General features: G+C 39.5%; 8 protein-coding genes. 5 read left to right on the top strand and 3 right to left on the bottom strand.

The genetic code is table 11. The features are described from left to right. Window positions 1-201: 201 nt before the first annotated feature. Complete coding sequence (locus H7254_RS13490) at window positions 202-1,542, bottom strand: sigma-54 dependent transcriptional regulator (protein ID WP_301933466.1); 1,341 nt, start codon at window positions 1,540-1,542, stop codon at window positions 202-204. A gap of 172 nt (window positions 1,543-1,714) precedes the next feature. Here H7254_RS13490 and H7254_RS13485 point away from each other — a divergent pair, with 172 nt between their 5' ends. Both H7254_RS13485 and H7254_RS13480 read left to right on the top strand, forming a co-directional pair. After that, window positions 1,715-2,407, top strand: a complete 693-nt coding sequence (locus H7254_RS13485) for a hypothetical protein (RefSeq protein ID WP_301933465.1) — start codon at window positions 1,715-1,717, stop codon at window positions 2,405-2,407. Between the two features lie 239 nt (window positions 2,408-2,646). Continuing rightward, window positions 2,647-5,511 carry a DEAD/DEAH box helicase gene (locus H7254_RS13480; protein ID WP_301933464.1) on the top strand — a complete coding sequence of 955 codons (2,865 nt, stop codon included), beginning with the start codon at window positions 2,647-2,649 and terminating at the stop codon, window positions 5,509-5,511. Between the two features lie 668 nt (window positions 5,512-6,179). Here H7254_RS13480 and H7254_RS13475 read toward each other — a convergent pair. Both H7254_RS13475 and H7254_RS13470 read right to left on the bottom strand, forming a co-directional pair. Further along, window positions 6,180-8,555 carry a M1 family metallopeptidase gene (locus tag H7254_RS13475; RefSeq protein ID WP_301933463.1) on the bottom strand — a complete coding sequence of 792 codons (2,376 nt, stop codon included), beginning with the start codon at window positions 8,553-8,555 and terminating at the stop codon, window positions 6,180-6,182. A gap of 244 nt (window positions 8,556-8,799) precedes the next feature. Next, window positions 8,800-9,378: a HupE/UreJ family protein gene (locus H7254_RS13470; RefSeq protein WP_301921866.1), complete on the bottom strand. Its 579-nt coding sequence runs from the start codon at window positions 9,376-9,378 to the stop codon at window positions 8,800-8,802. A gap of 176 nt (window positions 9,379-9,554) precedes the next feature. Between H7254_RS13470 and H7254_RS13465 the strand changes: the two genes are divergently transcribed. The 3 genes from H7254_RS13465 to H7254_RS13455 all read left to right on the top strand — a co-directional run bounded on the left by H7254_RS13465 (window position 9,555) and on the right by H7254_RS13455 (window position 15,522). Continuing rightward, entirely contained in the window at window positions 9,555-10,052 is a 498-nt protein-coding gene (locus H7254_RS13465; RefSeq protein ID WP_301933462.1) for a DUF6702 family protein, read from the top strand. A gap of 488 nt (window positions 10,053-10,540) precedes the next feature. Further along, complete coding sequence (locus tag H7254_RS13460) at window positions 10,541-11,845, top strand: hypothetical protein (protein ID WP_301933461.1); 1,305 nt, start codon at window positions 10,541-10,543, stop codon at window positions 11,843-11,845. Continuing rightward, window positions 11,842-15,522, top strand: a complete 3,681-nt coding sequence (locus H7254_RS13455) for a glycosyltransferase (protein WP_301933460.1) — start codon at window positions 11,842-11,844, stop codon at window positions 15,520-15,522. The genes H7254_RS13460 and H7254_RS13455 overlap by 4 nt, the downstream gene beginning before the upstream one ends. The last annotated feature ends 655 nt before the right edge of the window (window positions 15,523-16,177 follow it).

The following is a 16,177-nucleotide window of genomic DNA, read 5'->3' as shown; positions in this document are numbered from 1 at the left end:
TTTATATGCATTTGAAAAATAGATTGTTGCCCTGGAAACATCATTGGGTAAGGACATAATGATAATGGGACAAAACCGATGAACTTTTTGCTGGCAGTAACTTTTGCAAAACTATTTAATAAAACACATAGCTACATTCAAACCAGAAAAAATAACAAAAAACCCTCCGTTTTGGTAGGGTGATTTCCATTTTGAAATGGTTTAAAAAATCTTGTATTCCTCAATTTTTCTATACAAAGTGGTTAATCCGATATTTAGCAGCCTGGCGGCTTCTGTTTTATTTCCTTTTGTATGGTTCAACACCCGTTGAATGTGCAATTTTTCAACACTTGATAATTCAAAAGCCGACATACCACTTTGCTGGTGTGTATCATTAATTTGCAGTTCTACCGGTAAACTATCTGCGGTTAACTGCAATCCCTCTGCTAAAATGACGCCTCTTTCAATTACATTTTTTAACTCCCGGATATTTCCTTTCCATTGGTGGTTTTGTAAATGCTTGATAAAATCCTGGCTCATGCCATCAATGTGTTTACCCGTTTTTTGAGCAAATATTTTTAAAAAGTTAACAGCCAGTTCGGTTATATCTTTTTTTCTATCTCTCAGCGCAGGCAGGGTTATGGTAAAAACATTAATCCGGTAAAAAAGGTCCTCTCTAAACCTGCCGGTTTTAACCTCTTCCTGTAAATCGCGGTTTGTAGCGGCAATAATTCTTACATCTACTTTGGTAAATTTTGTATCACCCACTTTTATAAATTCGCCGGTTTCCAAAACCCGTAATAATTTCGATTGCAGTTCAATGTGCATCTCGCCAATCTCGTCTAAAAACAGCGTGCCGGCATTTGCTTCTTCTATCAATCCTTTTTTATCTTTTAATGCTCCGGTAAAAGCCCCGGCCTTGTGGCCAAATATTTCACTCTCCAAAAGCTCTTTGCCAAAAGCGCTGCAATTAAGTGCCATAAAGGGCTTGGTCATTCTAAGGCTGCCAGTGTGTATGGCTTGTGCAAACACTTCTTTACCGGTGCCTGTTTCGCCCAGCAATAAAACACTTGCATCGGTAGGCGCTACTTTTTTTGCAAAAGCAACCGCTTCCAATATTAAGGGCGAATTACCTAAAATACTTTCAAACCCATATTTTTTTCCCACCTGCTGTTCCAGCTTTTCAATGCGTTTCTGCAATTGTACTTTTTCAATGGCCCGGTTAATAAGGGGTATTATTTTCTCGTTGTCATTTCCCTTAGTAAGGTAATCGAAAGCACCATTTTTAATGGCCTGTACGCCATCCGGAATATTACCATACGCAGTCAATAATATGATCTCAATCTGCGGGTATAAATTTTTTATTTCTTTAATTAAGTCCACGCCGTTGCCGTCAGGTAATTTCACATCACAAAGCACTACATCAACCGTAAAATGTTCCAGCTTTTTTAAAGCGGCTTTACACGTAGCAGCTTCCAGAACTTCAAATCCTTCCAAACCAATAATGCGGGCCATTAATGCCCTTAATTTATCCTCGTCATCAATGATCAGAATTTTATTCACAGCCTGTTTTTTTTCAAATGTAGTGAAATACCATTTTGCGTACCTGTGGAAATATATTTGCTGCTAAAAAAGAAGATGAAATAATACCACGGATGTTAAAAATAATGGTTAGTGTACTGGTTATAAAACAAAAGGGTAAATTTGCCAGGCAACTCAATACAAAATCAAGCGTATGAAGAATACAAATTATAAAACGGCAGGCATATTTCTGGCTGTGATGGCTTTGTTTTTTTGCTACTCAATAAATGCACAAAACAAATCATTTATCATTTCACCAAAAGGTGATACACTAAACAATGTAGATAAAAATAATTTAAAGCAGGGCAAATGGGTAATTACTGTAGCAGAATTAAGAGGCGAGCCGGGCTATGAAGAAGAGGGGTATTATAAAGCCGGTAAAAAAACGGGTCCGTGGCGCAAGTACAATAATACAGGCGATATTTTAGCGGTCGAAAATTACAAAGCTGGCGGCAAAGAAGGCGTACAGGAATATTTTTCTTTTTTGGGCGATCTTTTGAGGCATGAAGAATGGAAAGGATACGATCCCGAGACTCCCTTTGACACCATTGCGGTGTATGGCCAGGGCAACAACCAAATAAGCAGTTATAAAATTGTAAAGGCAGAGCAATACAGTGTACCCAATGGTATTTGGAAATATTATTCGGCAGGTGAAAAATTTATAAAGGCAGAAAACTATGATCATGGCCGGCTGTTAAAAGAAGATGGCAGCACGGCCATAGTAACAAAAAAAGTTACCGAAGTTGCGGAAGAAAAAGTAAAGACCAAAGAAATACTTGAGTACGAAAAAAAGTATAGTAAAAAGAAAAGAAAGCAAATGGAGCGTGATGGAAAAACAGCTTTATAAACTGAAATATCCTTTCGATAAAGACTGGCAGATATAAACAGGTGTTGGTCCAAACTAAGAAGCCGTAATGAACATCCTTGCATCGCCCTCTTGTACAAAAAAATCTTCAGGCAACGTTTATTAAAGCGTAGGCAGAAAGTGCGTACATCCATCGAGATCCGGCAATGCTCAATGTTTAAAATAATACATTTTTTGTACCGTAGCTTTTGTTCATATTTTTTTACATTTGCAGTCTTATTATGGCTGAAAAAAAAACAGAAAAAAAGATTGCCCTGTTGTTATTACCTCAACAGTTGAACCAACAAAAATATATTCTTCGTTCTATTCATGTTAGTAAAAACACTCAGGGCGTAAAGTACGATATCGTAAATCTTGATGACACTGAACTAACCCGGTATTATGATGAGCTTCCCCGGCAGGCTAAACAATGGCTGTATAGTCTTACCAGCGAAGGCTTGTACCAGATGGAAGATGAAATTATAAAACGCCACAAACAACAAAAATCCGGTGTGCAACTCAGCCAGATGCTGACGGCCGCCTACACAAGAAAATTACGGGAACAGTTTGAATTTTTTAAACCATTTGCCCACCTGGTAAAATGGTATCACCAGTTGCCCAATGCTGCTACCGGCAATATGAGAACAGCGCCCTGTAATTTTAGCATGTACAAACCTTCTTTAACATTTGCAGTAACAAAAAAAAATGGCCGGTTGCTGTTGCAAACCATTGTAACCATCAATGGCAGCGATTATTTGCTGGATGGTTTCAGGCGTTTTCATTTTTTATTGGAAAGTAAAAATGAATATTTTTTACTGGCAGACAAAGATTATCAAACACTGGAATGGCTGGTGCAAAAAAATCCGTCGCAATACAGTGCCGATGCGCCTTTATTTGCAGAAAATATTTTAAGCAGGCTGGAAGAAAATTATACCGTTCAACGAAATAATTTATTTGCGATAACCACTATAGATGTGCTGCCAGGGCAACGGGTTTTGTTAAGCGAGATCAGTAATTCTTTTTTGGTATTAACACCGCAATGGGTGTACGATGGGTATGTTGCAGAAGGCGAGTGGAAAGAATTTTTTGAAACCACCAACCGCGGTGAGATCATTGTTGTAAAACGCAATAAAGAAATAGAAACTGCCTTAAAAAAACAATTGGTGGCACTGCATCCCAATTTTGTAAAGCAGTTAAATGGCTGGTATTATTTATCCTTTGCCGATGCTCAAAAAAAGCAATGGTTTTTAAAAGTATATCACCAGTTGCTGGAGATGGATATTGAACTGGCAGGTATTGATACACTCACCCATTTCAGGTATTCGCCACATAAGCCGGTTACCGAAATGACTATTGTAAAAAAAGATGACCAGGTTTTGCTGGCTGATTTTTCTTTACAGTTTGGAGAAGAAAAAATACCCTTGCAGGAATTACAAAAAATGCTCATCGCCGGGCAACGGGCAGTGATGTTAAAAGATGGTTCACTGGGGGTATTAACAGAAACCTGGATAACGGAATATGCCACCATCATCAAACACAGCAAGGTTGATAAAAAGCAATTGAACATACCCCAATGGCTCGCCATCAGTGAACAAAAAAGTGATACAATATATCAACCCTTAAAAATAACAGTCAGCGATGAATGGTGGAAAAACTGGGAGCGCTGGCAGCAGGCGGATAAAGTATTGTACCCCATATCAAAAAAGATAAATGCCACCCTGCGGCCTTACCAGCAAAAAGGTTTTGAGTGGTTAAAAATGCTGGCTGCCATCAACGCCGGGGCTTGCCTGGCGGATGACATGGGACTTGGTAAAACCCTGCAGACAATCTGTTTTATTACAGACAGGCTGGAACAGGTAAAAGGCGGGTTGGTGCTGATAGTTTGTCCATCTTCGCTCATCTATAACTGGCAGCAGGAAGTGGCTAAATTTGCACCACATTTGCGTTCTTATATCCACCATGGGCAGGCAAGGGATATAAATAATATTTGTGCCACCACCATGGATATTTGCATTACCAGTTACGGCACCATGCGGTCGGATATTGAACAGCTATCAGCACTTATTTTTGACGTGGCTGTGGTAGATGAAAGTCATAATATCAAAAATCCGGCTGCACAAAGTACCCGTGCTATTTATCAGTTACAGGTGCGTTGCAGGATTGCTTTAAGTGGTACGCCAGTAATGAATAATACCTTCGACCTGTACTCGCAACTGGAGTTTTTATTACCAGGTATGTTTGGCAGCAAAGAGTTTTTTAAACGGGAGTATGCCGATGCAATTGACCGCGACAGAAACGAAGAAAAGATTGTCACGTTACAAAAATTAACTGCACCTTTCATCCTTCGCCGCACCAAGGAGCAGGTAGCCAAAGACCTGCCGGAAAAAACAGAATCCGTATTGTGGTGCAATATGGGCGTGGCACAAAAGGAAATGTATGAAGGCATAAAGGAAAACATTAAAAGTAACCTGTTTTTAAATATCAAAACAGAGGGTATCGGCAAAAGTAAACTGGCCGTGTTGCAGGGGATCATGAAATTAAAGCAGGTTTGCAGTTCGCCTTTATTATTGCCTGGCGAAGAACAAACCACCGGCCACTCGGTAAAGACCGACATGTTGCTGGAAGAGCTGGCTAATCTCGGCAATCATAAAGTATTGGTATTTTCGCAGTTTACAAAAATGCTTAACCTGCTGGCGGAAACTTTTATCAAAAAAGGTATTTCATATTATCAGCTCGATGGCAGTACACCACCTAAAAAAAGAGCCGCAATGGTTGCTGATTTTCAGGAGCCGGGTAATACTACCAATGTATTTTTAATCAGTTTGATGGCGGGTAATACGGGGCTTACTTTAACCGCCGCTGATTACGTTTTTCTATTTGATCCCTGGTGGAATAATGCCGTGCAGCAACAGGCCATAGATCGTACCCACCGCATTGGCCAAACCAAAAACGTATTTGCCTACAAAATGATCTGCAAAGATACCATTGAAGAAAAGATCATTCAGTTGCAGCAACGAAAAAAAGAACTCAGCGAACATTTAATTGGCGATAATGAAGGCTTTGTAAAACAGTTAAGTAAGGAAGATGTAGAGTTTTTGTTTAGTTAGATAGTGCGTATTGATAATGGTAAATAAATTAGATCCGGTCAATTTCAGAACGTTGATTTTGATTCGCAGCAACGTCGCGTTATGAGCCTAAGCAGGGGTGAAGACGTTGCTATACCCGGGGTAATATTTCGTTTCAATCACGTAATGTTTTACTTTTAAAAAAAGCCATTGACACATCTTGCTGCAAAGTAGCCCGCAACGCCTGGCACTTTGGATGTTGGTCCATAAGACACAACACCGGCTTCGGGGAAATATAGTTTATTATGATTGAAGATTGGAACACGGGTAAGGGCAAAAAGTAAGTGCACAATTCCTGGAACTTTGAATGTTGGTCAATAAGACACAACACCGGCTTCCGCGAAATATAGTTTATTATGATTGAAGATTTGAACGCCGGTAAGGGTAAAAAATAAGTGCACAACGCCTGGCACTTTGGGATGTTGGTCCATAAGACACAACACCGGCTTCGGGGAAATATAATTTATTATGATTGAAGGTTGAAACACCAGTGCGGGCGAAATTCAACCAACGTTGCCAAAGGCTTTTTTTGTACAAGAGGGCGATGCAACAACGATCCACATTGCCTCTTAGCCGGGACAATGCCATCAATAAAAGCATAAAAAAAGCCGCTCAAACAACGGAGCGGCTTTACTATTTTTAAAAGAAGGTTAATTTTTGATTTCCTTTTGCATAGGGTTAACATTGCCAGATGCACCCCCGCGGCCCGGGCCTGTGCGGGCTTTAAATAATTGAAAACTGGTAGGTGTTTCTACCGCCGGCCAGTTGTTGTTGCTGGTATTGATGTCGGCAGTTTCTCTCATTGGGTCTAACCGGATAGAGGCTACTTCCTTGTCTTTTATAAATGTTTTTACCACTTTGTTTTCGTTTTTACGCCATACCTGTGCTGGTATGCGGTCAATCTCTTTGCTGCTGTCTTTAAAAGTCCATTCAATAATGATGGGCATTACCAAACCACCCTTGTTGCTAAAAGTTAGCTCATACATATTTTTGCCGCCCGCTAAATCTATTTTTTGCTGGTTGGTAAAAGTATCGGCAACAGCTACCGGTATCGTAACTTCTACCGGCGTGGTATCCACCTTTGCAAGGCCCCTGTCGTAGCGCCAGTAAAAATCCCGCAGGCTGGTGTCTGCATCTGTTGCAAAAATTATTTTTTTATCTTCCCGGTTTCTTATTTTAGATATATCTTCAAAGTTGTTCAGCAATGGTCTGGCCACCGTTTGTTGAATGGTATTACCACCAAATTTAGGGTTGCCGCCTTCAGTGGTTACTGTAGCCCATCTTACACTGTCTAAAGAAATGTCGCAGGGTTCGGTGCCGTAAAACCAGCCACGCCAAAACCAGTCAAGATCTTCGCCGCTGGCGTCTTCCATGGTTCTGAAAAGATCGGCAGGTGTGGGATGTTTAAATGCCCAGCGCCGGGCATATTCTTTAAAGGCATAGTCAAATAATTTGCGGCCTACAATGGTTTCCCGTAAAATATTTAAACCGGTGGAAGGCTTGGTGTAAGCATTGGGGCCAAACTGGACAATGTTTTCGCTGTTGGTCATGATCGGTTCCAGCTGATCTTTTGGAAGCTTCATGTAATCCACTATTTTGAAGGCTGCGCCCTTGCTTACCGGAAATTTATTGTCCCATAATTCTTCTGTTAAATATTCGCAGAAGGAGTTAAGGCCTTCATCCATCCAGGTCCATTGCCGTTCATCGCTGTTGATGATCATCGGAAAAAAGTTATGGCCTACCTCATGTATCACCACACCCAGCATACCGTTCTTGGTGGCTTCGCTGTAGGTGCCGTCTTTTTCGCAGCGGCCATAATTAAAGCAAATCATCGGATACTCCATCCCATTGGCTGCTTCTAAACTTTGCGCCACCGGGTAGGGGTAAGGGATGGTAAATTTTGAATAACTTTTAATGGTGTGTGCTACTGCCTTGGTGCTGTACTTACGGTAAAGATTATACGCTTCTTTTCCATAGGCGCTCATGCACATTACTTTTTTGCCTTCTACCCTTGCAGCCATGGCATCCCAAACAAATTTACGGCTGCTGCCCCAGGCAAAATCACGTACCATGCTGGCTTTAAAAATCCATGTTTTAGTAGAGGTTAACTTTTGTTTTTCTCTTGCTTTGGCTTCTTCCAGTGTGGCTATTTCGGTGGGCTCTGTTGCGGTTTGTGCTTTTTGCCAGCGGGCAAATTGCGCAGCAGATAATACCTGCTGGTAGTTCTGTGCTTCGCCTGTGGCCATTACAATATGATCGGCAGGTACCGTGATGGCTACTTTAAAATTTCCAAAGGTTAAAGCAAACTCGCCACTGCCTGCAAACTGGTGGTTTTGCCATCCCTGAAAATCGCTGTACACGCAAAGGCGTGGATACCACTGGGTAATAGTGTAAAGATCATTTCCATCTTCAGGAAAATACTCATAGCCGCCACGGCCGCCATATTTCATGCGGTCGGTGATAAAGTAGTTCCACTCTATTTTTAAAATAAATTGTTGTCCGGGTTTTAGTGTTTGCGGCAACTCTATGCGCATCATCGTTTTGTTGATGGTAAACGTAAGCGGCTTGCCTGAAGCCTCCGTTACTTTTAAAATGTTATCACCATATTCCTTATCCGTTTTTCCGCTGTAAAACAGCAGTTCCTTTTCCGTTACGCTTTTTGGCATAACGTTGCTGTTTTGATAGCCTGAATTGTTTTTGCTGCTGTGTTCGTTCTCGTCCAGTTGTATCCACAGGTAAGTTAGCGCATCGGGAGAGTTGTTGAAGTACGTAATAGTTTCTTTGCCATTGAGTTTGCGGTTGGGTTCATCCAGTTGGCAAACAATATCGTAATCGCAACGTTGCTGCCAGTACTTTGGTCCGGGAGCACCGCTGGCTGTGCGGTATTCGTTGGGTGTTGGCAGTATGGTGCCCAGTTGTTCAAAACGGTTGCCATGGTTGCTGCCAGGATTATTTTTAATATCCTGTGCGTAACAGCAAAGTGTAAACGAAAATAAAAAAGTGAGTAAAATCAGAGGTCTCGTCATGTGAAATTGTTTTATTTTATTGAATTCTGGTTAAATATATTGTTTTATTGTTTGCTTTTAATAAATTTTACATGGCTTGCGCAAAATAAAATATAAACGGGTATAATGCCGAATGCACGGATTAAAACGGAACTGTTTTTTCGCTTTGCGTAATATCATTAACGAATATCATTTGCTGTAAATAGAAAGGATGGTCATAAGTAAAAATCAGCTTTATCCCATGTTGCACTTCATGCAATTACTATTAATGCGGCCATCTTTCAATCAGCATCTTTGCTGAAATGATGATGGCGGTAATTGATAAACTCCAAACCCACCATTTACGGGGTATATTTAGTTTATTTACCAGCACATAACTAATCAATAAAATAATAGTTACCACTGCTATTTGTCCTGCCTCCAGCCCGATATTAAAACCCAGTAATGGCCAGCCAATTGCCTGATTTTTCGCCAGCATAAAACGGATGGAGTTGGCAAAACCCATCCCGTGAATTAATCCAAAAAATAAGGCTAAAAAATAATTTATCCTCAATGATTTTGGTTGATACCCTTTAATAAAAAAATTAAACAGGGCAGTAGCAAAGATGGTGCAGGGTATTAAAAACTCTACCCATTTTTCGTTAAAACGTATTACGTTATTTACACTCAATGCTAAAGTAAGCGAATGGCCGATGGTAAAGGCTGTTATTAAAACGAGTACCTGTTTCCAGTCTTGTGCCAGGTAAATAGCAGATAGTGCAATAATAAATAAAATATGGTCTAATGCATTCCAGCTAATGATGTGATGCCACCCGGTATCCAAATAAAAAGTAAAATCACCCATTCAAATTCTATATTTTTAATTGCACTAAATTATTACGAATTTCACCAATTAAAATATATTAATTGGTTTAGATTAGGCAGCTAATTGTATAATTCATTTTTAAAAACTTTATTAGTAGTTAATTTTGATAGTTCAATGTCTTTCATTGAATTGTAAACAGCAAATTTTTTGTTTAAATGGCGTCTATATTCTATAAATGGTTAATTATTTTTTCTGCTGCTTTCAGCGGTTTTCATCATCCGGTTTTTGTAAGTGTTACAGAAATTAATTACAATGCCGCCGGTAAAACACTGGAGATAAGTTGTAAAATTTTTACAGATGATTTTGAACAGACCCTGCGGCAACAAAATAAAACGAAGGTTGATTTGCTTGATCCTGCATTAAAAAATGCCATGAACCCATTGGTAAATAAGTATATTCAAAAACATTTACAAATAGCAGCAGATGATAAAAAATGTACGCTGCAGTTTTTAGGATTCGAACAACAGGAAGAAGGCATCATCAGTTATTTCCAGGTGAATGATATTACTGCTGTAAAAAAAATAACTGTAACAAACAATATTTTGTACGATACGAAACCCCAGCAAATGCAGATCATTCATGTAATGGTAAAGGGTGAAAGAAAAAGCACCAGATTAAATAACCCGGATGAGACAGCGGGTTTTGAGTTTTGAGTTGCTGTGCAGGTATTTCGGCTACAACATTTATTATCTACATTTTTTTGAATAGCAGCTTAAAAATAAAGTAATAAGTTTGCAAAAAATTTTTGAAAAACCTATTTTCCTGAAACAGTGATTTGTGGCAGAAAATTGATCATAGATTTTTTGATCAGCTATATTTTTTTGTCTTTTAAACGGGAGTATTAATTTTTTAGTAAAAAGTAATTTTAATCATACAGCTGGTTTTTTGCGGGTGTAAAAATTGTGCTACCGTTATCAATATCCGTTAATGTCAACTGCTGTCATACATATTATTAACTGACCATGTAAAGTATCACATTTCAAAAATCGTATTCAGATATAAACTGTTTTTAAAATAATTTCTTTTACCCTAAAACACAGCATCCTTTTTATAGGGTGTTAATTATATATAGCAATTGAATAAAAGCCAATCCATTTTAGTTAAAATTAAATTATGGCTGCTTAGGTTAGCCCTGATATCGATGACCTGCTTGATAACACTGGGGTTGTTTTTTTATTTTACAAAAGGGCCGCAAAAAATTAATTCTTTTTCCGGTATCAGAAAAGTTACGATTCAACAAAAAAACGGGCGGTATAGTTTTTATAAAGCAGAGCAACCATTTATTGTAAAAGGTGGCGCAGGATTTACCCACATTAAAGAACTGGTAGCCTGTGGCGGAAATACAATTATTTGCTGGGATACGTCCAAATTAGAAAATACATTTAAAGAAGCCTCACAAAATAATGTATCTGTTATAATTGGGATAGACATACCCGGTGGAGAGCAGAGTGATTTTTACAATGAGGATAGCAATGTAAAAAAAATAAATATTAATTATGAGAAAATTGTTTTGCGTTACAAAGATCAGCCGGCATTATTAGCCTGGTGCCTGGGTAACGAATTGCACATGCCTTTTTCAATTACCGCACCAAAATTTTACGATGCCTATAATGGGTTGCTTGCCATTATACAGCAGGAAGATCCCCATCACCCGGTATCAACTTCTGTTATCAATGTTGCCAAAAAATATATCTTTAATATTCAATGGCGCATACCTGCACTGGATTTTATTTGTATCAATACCTATAACCGTATAAAGACAATTGAAAAAGACCTTACTTTAATTAAGTGGGTATGGAATGGCCCTTACCTGGTGGGCGAATGGTCGCCCAATGGCGGATGGGAAGCCTCTCTCACAACCTGGCAGGCACCCATAGAAAATACCAGTACCAAAAAGGCGGAACTGTATTATGAATTTTATACCAGGTACATGCCCCGTAAAGATCCCCGGTTTTTAGGATCAATGGTTTTTTACTGGGGTAGCCGGCAGGAGTATACTTACACCTGGTACAGTATTTTTAATGAAGATAATACACCCACAGAAGCTATGGAAGTATTGAAGGATTGCTGGAGGGATACGGTTAGCAAACACTTGTCGCCTCAGCTGCAATATATGCTGGTAGATAAACTGGGCGCTAATGATAATATTATTATAACTGCTAATTCTGAACACCAGGCAACAGTTTTTTTGTATAAATCATCTGCTGCTGATACGGTAGTCTGTCAATGGCAAATTTTAAAAGACGACTGGCAGCACTGGGGACAAACCTGGGATAATTTTAAAAAACCAGCAATCCAAAAAGGATTGATAACAGACAATACAAATAATAAAATTGTTTTTAAGGCGCCGGCAACAGAAGGGCCATACAGGCTATTTGTAACAGTTAAAAATTCTGGTGGCTTTTGTGCTACAGCCAATACCCCCATTTATGTAGTACAACAATGAATTATAATTTAACAGCAATACCATCACCTTCGCCTAAAGAAAAAAAAGCCTTGCGGCTGATGATTCTAATAGGCATCGTGTCTGTTGTATTTTTTTTATACACTATGCTGCAGAAAGATAATATCGGCTATTATCCCTTGTATATTTTACTGATGATAACCATGGTGTATTACTGCATTAAATACCTGCTTGAATGGTATCACTATTTTTCTATTAAAAGTATTAATAAAGCGATTACTGATAAACTTTATACAGTAGATATTTTAACCACCTATTGCGCAGGCGAACCTTTTGAAATGCTGGCACAAACACTTACCGCCATAAAAAATATTACCTATCCGCATACCGCCTGGTGTTGTGATGAAGCAGATGATGAAAATGTAAAACAATTATGCCTGCAGTTAGGTGTTAGGCATGTTACCCGAACCAATAAAAAAGATGCCAAGGCTGGTAATATCAACAATGCATTGCAATATGCCACCGGAGAGTTATGTGTAGTACTGGACCCTGACCATATTCCGGCACCGGAATTTTTAGATCAGGTGGTCGCTTATTTTGATGATCCTGCAATTGGTTATGTACAGGTAGTGCAGGCCTATTATAACCAGCAGCAAAGCCTGGTGGCCAAAGGTGCGGCGCAGCAAACCTACCAGTTTTACGGCCCCATGATGATGGCCATGCACAGTTACGGAACCGTGCAGGCAATTGGCGCCAACTGTACTTTTCGCAGAGCGGCACTGGATGCCATTGGAGGCCATGCCAGCGGCCTGGCAGAAGATATGCATACCTCCATGCAGTTGCATGCCCGGGGGTGGCGGTCGGTATATTTACCCGCCATTTTAACCCGTGGATTGGTGCCTGCTACAATGTCATCTTATTTTAAACAACAATTAAAATGGAGCAGGGGAACCTGGGAATTGTTGGTTACCACTTATCCAAAACTGTTTAAAAAATTTACCTGGCGGCAAAGAATCCATTATTTCACCCTGCCGTTTCACTATCTGTTTGGCTTTATTTTTTTTATTAATTTTTTAATTCCGGTCATTTCTTTATTTACAGGCTATGTACCATTAAAGATGGATGTACTTAATTTTCTGCTGGCGGCTTTTCCAGTGTTTACAATGAGTATGCTCATCAGGTACTATGTGCAAAAATGGGTGGCCGAAGATAAAGAAAGGGGCTTTCATCTGGTGGGGGGTATTCTGCAGATTGGTACCTGGTGGATTTATTGTGTTGGAATTATCTATACTGTTTTTCGCAAAAAAGTACCTTATATACCCACCCCCAAAAACGACCATGAGCCACTGCCGCTGCTGCTCAATTTGCCCAATATACTGATAGCGGTAATTTCGCTGGCAGCCATTGTTTATGGCGTTCGGTACGATTACAATCCTTACACAATTTTTATGGTAGTGTTTGCTTCTATGCAGGTATTTTTCGTGATTTTTATCTTATCTATTTCTGGCTATACCAGCAATACAAGTAAAATAAATAGTATTGCAATGAAGCTAAGGCAATACACCTGGCTCATTGAAAAATCTCATAGTTTTTTAAGAAAATATTCATTACCGCTTTCGCTGGTGTTAATTGTTGCATTTATAGGGGGATACTACCAACAGCAAAAATTACCAGTTTTTTTACCCAAGCCTTTGCCAGGTCTTCAGGTGTTTTACAACGGCTTGTACCAGCAAAACAACCAGCCGGAAGATTCAGTTGTACACGCTGTTTTTTCTATTGCGGCAAAAAGAAAGGACATTGCAATTATTGCGGTGGATATTCCCTGGGGCGAAGGTGAAAAAAATACGCTGGACACCAATTACCTGTACCAGGTGTATAGCCACAATGCCCTGCCATTACTGGTTTTGCAGCTTTGGCAAAAAGGTAATACTGCTAATACTGCAAAAGATGCAGATGTTTTACAGCACATCGTTATCGGAAAATATGATAGCCTGATTCAATCGTTTGCCAAACAGGTAGCCCGTTTAAATAAGCCTGTTTTTTTTAGATTTGGTAACAATCCGGTAAATAATAAATACGCTTTGTTTTCAACTTTTAAGGAAAGCCCCCCACAGTTTATTAAAGCCTGGCAATATATTCACCGGCTCTTTGATAGTGCGGGAGCCGATAAAATGATCTGGATATGGAATGCCGGGGAGGGCGCCGCCGCCGCAGATTATTTTCCCGGAAATGGTTTTGCAGACTGGATTGGTGTAAACATTGCCGAAAATAATAGTAAGCCTGGTAATAGCTTTGATGCCCTTTACCGCCCTTACCACCTGCTGCCTCTTTTTAAAGCTGGCTTGCCTGTAATGATTACAAAAACACCCGCCAGTCCTGCAGGCATACCGCAATGGTGGAATGCTGCGTGGAAAACAATGGACACCGCTTTTACAGAAATAAAATCAGTGATAGCGGGCGACCCTGATGCGCCCGGTAAACCGGCAAATGCAGATTTAGCTGTTTCCATAAATACCATCTTACAAAATGCACCTGCCGGAGATATGCCCCTGGAATTGCCCCTGATAAAAAATGAAACTTCTGTTGCCAGTACAAAAAAATACCAGCTTCCAAAGGGTATAAAAAGTGTTGGGTACAATAAAGGATACCTCTGGTTTAGAAACCGGCATACACTTAATCTGCGTACACTTCGTGCAGATATTACCGCAATGAAATCAATTGGTATTAATACTGTTGAAAGAATAATGCCGGGATTTTATGATAACAGCCTGGGCAAAATGCTGCATGAAAACAGGATGAACCTGGTGCCCTGTTTTAGAATATTGGCCACTACACAAGTAGTAAATGATTATGACCAGCTTCAACACCAAAAGGAAAAAATACTGGAAGTAATAAAATTAAATCTTGATAAAAAATACATCATTGCCTGGAATATCGGAGATGATGTTTTAGGCAGTCTTGCGAGCCGTACTTTTTTACCGGATTATTTTTATTATCAGCAAAAATATGTTAGCTGGCTAAAAGATGTTTGTGAGCAGATTCGTTTATTAGACACCACCAGGCCAATTATTATGGATTTAAACTGGGATGAAAACGGGCGTAAACGGTTTAAGTATTATAAAGCGCAGGTGCCACAAATAAATACCTTTATGCTGGTAGCCGATACAAAATATAAAGAGGGTTTAAATGAACCGCTGGAAGAAGGAATGGCCTGGGGGAAAGTAGGGGTTGATATGTGGCCAATGATACCTTCTATACAACAATCTGGAATTATACCCAGGTGGCAGGACATTGAAAATGTAAACTATATCAGCCTGGATGGTTTGCTTGATATGGAAGGAAGAAAAAAACAATGGTACAACCTGGTAAAAAGTACCTGGACGAATGCAGCAACAACTCCGTCACCGGTACCAGACATAAAAATATTAAAACCTGCAAAAATAGCCGGTGAAAATGCGGATTTAATTTACCAGGTAATTATTAAAAACAACGGGGTATGGAAATTATACAATGATAAAATTCCCGGGCTTCGTTTTGAATGGTATCTTGTAAGAACGGATCAATACGGCAATACCATGTTTATAAAAAAAGCAGGCGACGGGCCGTCGCTTGAATTAATTATTCCAAAAGAGCCGAAGTATTACAAACTTGCTGTTGAAGCGGTAATGGGCGACAATGTAAAGATGGTTACCGCCACTTTAAATACGCCGCTGGAATAATAATGCTAAAACGAGACTCTTGTTCGTGTCTTGTTCGTATTATGTTCGTATCATGTTCGGGACTTGTTTGTCAATTGACTGGTTTGTCCGGTAGATTTTTCGAACATGTCTCAAAGGAAAGAAGAAAGAAGTGCAAAGAAAATATATAAGATCCCGATTTTTTTCATCGGTAAGCAGTATCACTGGTTTGGCTGTTGTTGCAAAATTGATACTTGCTGATTTAAAAGCCTCAACTTGATTTATACCACCGCAATTAATATGATTGATACTCCTGATGCTGATTTATGGTAGTTACCAGCACTGCTTTTGCACAAGATACCAGCTGATATTTACACCTTCCGTTACTAACACCTGGAGATAAAAAACATGCCAAAAAGTGTGTATGGTACAAGGCTGGCGAATAACCTGGGCCGGGTAGTTGGAATCCGTTATATTATCCATCTGACGAAAACGGCTACAGAAATAATTTAACCAGGGTATTGCTAAGCAGCATTTACCAACTGGAAGTATTGGCGCCAGATAATAAAACCACCGTGATTAAAGTGAGTGTGCAGTAAGTTCGCCAACGGAGATTTGGCTGAAAGGTTGCTTAACAAGTACGTTAAAAATCACAGTTATTACCGGATGTTTAATTATTGAAGAAAATTTTTATGGT

It is taken from the genome of Ferruginibacter sp. (assembly GCF_014377975.1).
Lineage (GTDB): Bacteria > Bacteroidota > Bacteroidia > Chitinophagales > Chitinophagaceae > Ferruginibacter.
This window is presented reverse-complemented; position numbering and strand designations above follow the sequence as displayed.

Bases quoted from the DNA above. Each gene is read 5' to 3' on its own strand.
- H7254_RS13475 (WP_301933463.1), bottom strand. From the start codon at position 8,555: ATGACGAGACCTCTGATTTTACTCACTTTTTTATTTTCGTTTACACTT.
- H7254_RS13480 (WP_301933464.1), top strand. From the start codon at position 2,647: ATGGCTGAAAAAAAAACAGAAAAAAAGATTGCCCTGTTGTTATTACCT.
- H7254_RS13470 (WP_301921866.1), bottom strand. From the start codon at position 9,378: ATGGGTGATTTTACTTTTTATTTGGATACCGGGTGGCATCACATCATT.
- H7254_RS13485 (WP_301933465.1), top strand. From the start codon at position 1,715: ATGAAGAATACAAATTATAAAACGGCAGGCATATTTCTGGCTGTGATG.
- H7254_RS13465 (WP_301933462.1), top strand. From the start codon at position 9,555: ATGGCGTCTATATTCTATAAATGGTTAATTATTTTTTCTGCTGCTTTC.
- H7254_RS13460 (WP_301933461.1), top strand. From the start codon at position 10,541: ATGACCTGCTTGATAACACTGGGGTTGTTTTTTTATTTTACAAAAGGG.
- H7254_RS13455 (WP_301933460.1), top strand. From the start codon at position 11,842: ATGAATTATAATTTAACAGCAATACCATCACCTTCGCCTAAAGAAAAA.